This is a genomic window from Clostridium tertium, from assembly GCF_902652255.1.
In the GTDB taxonomy this organism is placed as follows: domain Bacteria; phylum Bacillota; class Clostridia; order Clostridiales; family Clostridiaceae; genus Clostridium; species Clostridium tertium_A.
In genome coordinates, this window is the sequence record NZ_CACRTO010000029.1 from 20,759 (window position 1) to 27,151 (window position 6,393).

The 6,393-nt window shown below is 29.3% G+C and carries 6 protein-coding genes; all 6 read left to right on the plus strand.

Annotated features, from left to right (window positions below):
* Nucleotides 1-179 precede the first annotated feature (179 nt).
* Complete coding sequence (locus tag GPX08_RS11815) at nt 180-1,211, plus strand: ATP-binding cassette domain-containing protein (RefSeq protein ID WP_156627017.1); 1,032 nt, start codon at nt 180-182, stop codon at nt 1,209-1,211.
* Nucleotides 1,211-1,846: an ABC transporter permease gene (locus GPX08_RS11820; RefSeq protein ID WP_136006024.1), complete on the plus strand. Its 636-nt coding sequence runs from the start codon at nt 1,211-1,213 to the stop codon at nt 1,844-1,846. Before GPX08_RS11815 ends, GPX08_RS11820 begins: the two co-directional genes overlap by 1 nt.
* Before the next feature lie 226 nt (nt 1,847-2,072).
* A complete protein-coding gene (locus GPX08_RS11825; RefSeq protein ID WP_136006026.1) occupies nt 2,073-2,897 on the plus strand; it encodes a MetQ/NlpA family ABC transporter substrate-binding protein in 825 nt (274 codons plus the stop codon).
* A 197-nt stretch (nt 2,898-3,094) separates the two neighbouring features.
* Nucleotides 3,095-4,057, plus strand: a complete 963-nt coding sequence (locus GPX08_RS11830) for a serine hydrolase (protein WP_156627018.1) — start codon at nt 3,095-3,097, stop codon at nt 4,055-4,057.
* A gap of 81 nt (nt 4,058-4,138) precedes the next feature.
* Entirely contained in the window at nt 4,139-5,320 is a 1,182-nt protein-coding gene (locus GPX08_RS11835; RefSeq protein ID WP_156627019.1) for an alanyl-tRNA editing protein AlaX-L, read from the plus strand.
* 196 nt (nt 5,321-5,516) lie between these two features.
* Complete coding sequence (locus GPX08_RS11840) at nt 5,517-6,206, plus strand: N-acetylmuramoyl-L-alanine amidase (protein WP_156627020.1); 690 nt, start codon at nt 5,517-5,519, stop codon at nt 6,204-6,206.
* The last annotated feature ends 187 nt before the right edge of the window (nt 6,207-6,393 follow it).

Here is a 6,393-nt window from a genome sequence, read left to right on the forward strand (position 1 = left end):
AATTAATAATGTGGCTTTTGTTCGCACTTGGGATTTATTCTCGAGTGCGTTTTTTATTTTCTTTCATTCAGTTTTCAAGTAAGAATATATAAATTTGTGATGACTTGGTGCAAAGGGACGGAATAAGAAAATCTATATATGTTCACTATTTTGTTGGAAGTTCTTTAGGAGGGTGGCAGATGATTAAGATTAAAAACTTAAGTAAAAGATTCGGTGAAGTTGAAGTAATAAAAAATGTTTCTTTAACTATTGAAGAGGGTAGAATATATGGAATAATAGGGCATAGTGGAGCTGGTAAATCAACTTTACTAAGATGCATAAATGGCCTTGAAAGCTATGAAGAAGGTTCTATTAATGTTATGGGCAAGGAAGTTAGAGACCTAAAGGGTTTTGAACTAAGAGAGTTTAGAAAAAATCTAGGAATGATATTTCAAGGGTTTAATCTTCTAAACAGAAAAAATGTTTTTGATAATATTGCTCTACCTCTAGAAGTTTGGGGCTTTGAAGAAGAGTATAGAGAGTATAAGGCTAATAACAGAAACGGAAAATGTCCAAGCTATAGGTCTTTCAAAAAGCAAAGGATTCAAGAAAAGGTAACTAAGCTTTTAAATCTAGTTGGACTAGAAGATAAGGCTAAGGTTAAGCCATCAAGCTTAAGCGGGGGCCAAAAGCAAAGGGTGGCAATAGCAAGAGCATTAGCTTTAGATCCTAAAATTCTACTATGTGACGAGGCAACATCTGCATTAGATCCTAAGATAACTAAGGATATACTTTCCTTATTATCTAAGATAAATAAAGAACTTGGAATAACAATAGTAATAGTTACTCACCAAATGGAAGTGGTTAAAGAAGTTTGTGAGAAGGTAGCATTAATAGAAGGGGGCATATTAAAAGTAGAAGGTAAATCTGAAGAATTATTCTTAAGACCTGGGGTTTCACTTAAGAAGTTCTTAGGAGAAGCAGATGATGATCTGCTACCTACTACTGGAGTAAATATTAAGTTATTCTTCCCAAGTACATCTTCTGAAAATGCATTAATAACAAAGATGTCTAGAGAATTAAATATAGACTTTTCCATAGTTTGGGGCAAGCTAGAAAAGTTTAGAGATGAAGTCTTAGGAAATCTAGTTATAAATATTAGTGAAGAAGATAAGGAAAAGGTAACTAACTATCTTGAAGAAAAAAGTGTAGTATTGGAGGTGCTTAAATAATGTTAGATATATTAATAAAAGCCTTTGGTGAAAGTATGTATATGGTGACTTTTTCAACATTATTTTCATTAATACTAGGTTTTATAGTAGCAATTTTATTAATACTTACAGCACCAGATGGATTAAAACCAAATAAGGCTATATATAGTGTTTTAGATGCAGTAATAAATATATTAAGAAGTTTTCCATTTATAATTTTAATTGTTTCAATAGCTCCACTTACAAAATTAATAGTTGGAAAATCTATTGGACAAACTGCAGCAATAGTGCCTTTAACTATAGCAGCTGCACCATTTGTAGCAAGAGTAATTGAATCTGCTTTAAAAGAAGTAGATCCAGGAGTAGTAGAAGCTGCAAAATCCTTTGGGGCATCAAATACTCAAATAATATTTAAGGTAATGCTTAAAGAAGCAGTACCATCCATTATATCTGGTTTGACATTAACTGTTATTAGTATAATTGGATATTCTGCAATGGCAGGAACAGTAGGAGCAGGAGGTCTTGGGGACTTAGCTGTAAGATATGGATATCAAAGATATCAAACAGATATTATGATAGTAACAGTAATTATCCTAATTATAATAGTACAAGTATTACAATCCTTAGGAAATTACTTATATAAAAAACTATCTTAGCAATTAACAATTAATGAAAAAACTCATAAATGAGTTTTGGAAAATATATTTTTTAAGTAATTTAAAACAAATTGCTTAATGAATTATAAGATTTTAATTATTATAAAAACTTATAACTAAAAATATGATATGCACAATGGAGATTTAAAGAAGCTCGTAAGAGTTCTAACAAAAATTATGCATTATTAATTATCAACTATCAATTAATATTAAGGGGGTTTCAAATATGAAAAGAAAATCAATATTATCAGTATTATTAGCAGGGGCTTTAGCAATAGGTTTAGTAGGTTGTGGAGCTAAAACAGAAGCAGGTAGTGGAGAAGACAAGACTATAAAGATTGGAGTTAGTCCAGTTCCACATAAGGAAATAGTAGATCAAATAGTTCCAGATCTTGAAGAGAAGGGTTATACAGTTGAAGTAATTGAATTTACAGACTATGTTACACCAAATACAGCATTAGCTGAAGGTGAAATAGATGCAAACTACTTCCAGCATATAGCATATTTAAATGAAACTAATGAAAATAAGGGATTGGATTTAACTTATACAGCTGCAATTCACTTAGAACCATTAGGAACATACTCAAAGACAGTTAAAGACATTAAAGAAATAAAGGATGGTTCAACAATAGCTATTCCTAATGATCCATCAAATGAAGCAAGAGCTTTAAGATTATTAGAAAAAGCTGGACTAATTAAATTAGCTGAAGGAGAATTAGTAACTCCAAAGGATATTACTGAAAATAGTAAGAACTTAAAGTTTGAAGAATTAGAAGCAGCTCAATTACCAAGAGTATTAGATGAAGTAGATGCAGCAGTAATTAATGGGAACTATGCATTAGAAGCAGGATTAAATCCAGCAGAAGAATCTATAGCAACTGAAGATAAGGATGCTGAAGCTGCTGAAAAATATAAAAATGTATTAGCTGTTAAAAAGGGAAATGAAGAATTACAAAAAATTAAGGACTTAACTGAAGCTTTAACTTCAGATAAAATAAAGAACTTTATTGAAGAAAAATATAGCAATGGTACAGTAATTCCAACATTTTAATAAATGATAATAGGTGTTGTCGCACAATGAAAAATTAAGAATTAATAATTAAAAATAAATTTGTAATTATTAATTTGGGCTGTTTGTGTGACAGCCCCTATTTTTTTTATAAAGCAATTAAAGGTTAATTTAAGAATTCATTCTTTCCTTTATGATATAATATTAAATATAAAAATATAGGAGTGGAGGATGTGGAATTGAAGAAAATTATATTAAGTTTAATGATTATTTTATCCTTTTCTTTCTTTGGATGTACTAGTAAAAGTGGTAATGAGGCAATAGTAGATACAGAAGTAGTTATTGAAGATCAAGAAGAAGAATCACAAGAAACTTCTAATGTGGTAGTAGAAGAAAAGAAAGACTTACTTACATCAATTGATAAAGTGGTGGAGGATGTAGTAGGAGATTATAGAGATAATGTATCTATATATTTTAAAAACTTAAATACTGACGAAGAGTACATATTAAATGAGGATACTTATTATGTTGCAGCAAGCACTACTAAGGTTCCATTAGCTATGATGATATTAGATAAGGTTAATAGTGGAATGTTAAGTTTAGATGATACTATATCATACATAGAAGCAGATTATGAAGAAGGAACTGGTTCTCTTGCTTATTCAGAGCCAATTCCAGATATAACAATAAATGAGGCCTTATATTTATCAATAGTTGAATCAGATAATATTGCAAAGAATATGTTAACTAGAATTTCTAGATCCAGCGTAACAGATTATACAAGAAGTATTACAGGATATAGTGATATACCTTATGGAAATTATACTACAGCAAGACAATTTGGAATTATGTTAGAAAAATTATATAAAAATCCTGATAATAATCCTTATTATGAAAAGCTTTTAAAGTATATGACTAGAACTATTTTTCATTCAGGTTTAGATAAGTATTTAGATTATAGCAAGGTAGCTCATAAGATAGGAACCTATTATAGATATTATCATGATGTAGGTATAGTATATGGTGCAGATCCTTATATATTAGTAGTATTAACTAAGGATATAGGGGAGTTAGGTGGAGATCTTAATAGTGACAGTGATGAGGATATATATCTATTAGACTGGGGAGATAAGGCCTTTGAAATGATAGCAGAACTATCAAAAGGAATATATGGTGCTGTTGAAATGAGCAAGGATATATAGGAAGCCTTTAGAATAATTAGGCTTTATTTAATACATCCTTGTTGAATTAGAGAAGGATTTGTAGGAAGTAGGTAATTATTTGTGGATAAAATTTTTTATAAAAATCAATATATAAAAGAATTTAAATCTAAAGTAATAGAGGTAAAAATTAAAGATAACAAATATCATATTGTATTAGATGAGACTGCCTTTTTCCCAGGGGGAGGAGGTCAACAATATGACCTTGGAGAAATAGATGGAAAAGTAATAGAAAATATATATGAGGAAAATAAGAAAATATACCATGTACTAAGTGAAGAAGTTAAAGTAGAAAGCATTGTACATTGCACTATAGATTGGGATAGAAGAGAAGATGGAATGCATCAGCATTTAGGGCAGCATATTCTTTCAGGATGTTTTTTCAAGCTTTTTAATGCAAATACAGTTAGTATTCATTTAGGAAAAGAAATAAGCACTGTAGATATTATTGGGCATCTTAGTGAAAATCAAGTAAGAGAAGCAGAAGCCTTAGCCAATAAAATAATAAGAAATAATGTAACAGTAGATTTTCTAACTCCTAATAAGGAAGAACTTGAAAGCTTAAATTTAAGAAGAGATCTACCTAATACTGATGAAGAAATAAGGGTAGTCAAAATAGGAGATTTAGATATAAATGCATGCTGTGGAGTTCATCCTAGTAAAACCTTAGATTTAAGAATGATAAAGATAAAAAAGTTTGAAAAGAATAAAGGTAATACTAGAATAGAATTTTTAGCAGGAAAAAGAGCAATAGAAGATTCCTTAAATAAGGATAAGATCTTAAGAGAAATCTGTAATTATTTAAGTAGTAATGAAGATGAGATTTTTAATGGCATTAAAAATATGGAATCAGAATTAGAAGCTTTAAAGATCACAAAAAAGAAGATGGAAGATGAGCTGTTAAATTATGAGTATCTAAAAATTCTTGAAGAAATAAAGGTAGAGAGTAGTACTGTAATTAAAAAGGTATTTAAAGACAAACCTAAGAATTATTTAGGTAAGCTGGCTAATAAGTTAGTTGAAGAGAATAATGTAATATGTTTATTTGCTAATATATTAGATGAAAAAGCAGAAGTTATATTTGCTTCATCTAAAATCAATAATGATTTAGATATGGGAAAATTATTAAAAGAATATATTTCAAAGATAAATGGAAAGGGTGGAGGAAGAAAAAACTTTGCCCAAGGTGTAGGAGAAAATATAAATATAGAAGAGTTTTTAAATAATATATATTTTTCAATTTAGATAATTAAATATTATTTTCGATATAATTTTATAAGAATATAGAGGTAGAGTATTTATTAAAACATATATATATTTTAATTTTGTCAAAATCCTAGATAAAAGTATTAATTTTGTAACCAAGTTTTATATGGAGAAGTATACTAATATATAAAACAATACAATATTTATATTTTATAAATAATAGGAGGGAAGGCTTTTGGCAAAATGGGTACTAGATGCAGGACATGGTGGTAATGACCCAGGAGCAGTTGGGAAACATGGAAGAAGAGAAGCTGATATAGTATTAGAAGCTGTTTATGAAACTATGAGGATATTAGAGAGAAATGGCGAAGATGTATTGCTTACTAGGGCATCAGACATTAGCTTAGAACCTAGAGAAAGGGTTTATATAGCAAATAATTGGAATGCGGATTATTTTGTTAGCTTTCATATGAACTCCTTTGTAGATAATTCTGTAAGTGGAACTGAATTAGTAATATTTCAAAAAGGTAATAAATCAGAAGAATTAGCAAGGTTTTTAAAGGATGAACTACTTGCAAATTTAAAATCTAACAATAGGGGGATAAAGGAAGCTAGTTATACTGTTTTAAGAGAAACTAAAATGCCAGCAATTATTGTTGAAGCTGAATTTATTTCAAATGAAGACATAGAAAAAAACTTTAGTGGAGTTAAATACGGGTACATGGTAGCCAAAGCTTGTTTAGCTATGGTTAATAAAGTTTTAATAGATACTCCAATTGCAAAACCAAAGACACCTACAAGGGAAGGATGGAGACTTTGTATTGGATATTATAAAAAATATGAAGAAGCAGAAGAGGAAGTAATAAAACTTCAAAATCAAGGATTTAAGGATGTTTATGTTGTTCCATACCCTGAAGATAATTAAAAATTTGGGCTGTTTATAATTAGGGCACTGAAAAACTTAAAATTTTCAGTGCCCTGATTTATGATATGCTCCCATTATAGTAGACAGTTAAAATAATAAAACTGTTCTATAATGGGAGGATTTTTTTATGTCAAGAAAATCAAAAGTATCAACCGAGATAAAAGTCCAAGCTGTTGAAGATTATTTA

Bases quoted from the DNA above. Each gene is read 5' to 3' on its own strand.
- GPX08_RS11815 (WP_156627017.1), top strand. From the start codon at position 180: ATGATTAAGATTAAAAACTTAAGTAAAAGATTCGGTGAAGTTGAAGTA.
- GPX08_RS11820 (WP_136006024.1), top strand. From the start codon at position 1,211: ATGTTAGATATATTAATAAAAGCCTTTGGTGAAAGTATGTATATGGTG.
- GPX08_RS11825 (WP_136006026.1), top strand. From the start codon at position 2,073: ATGAAAAGAAAATCAATATTATCAGTATTATTAGCAGGGGCTTTAGCA.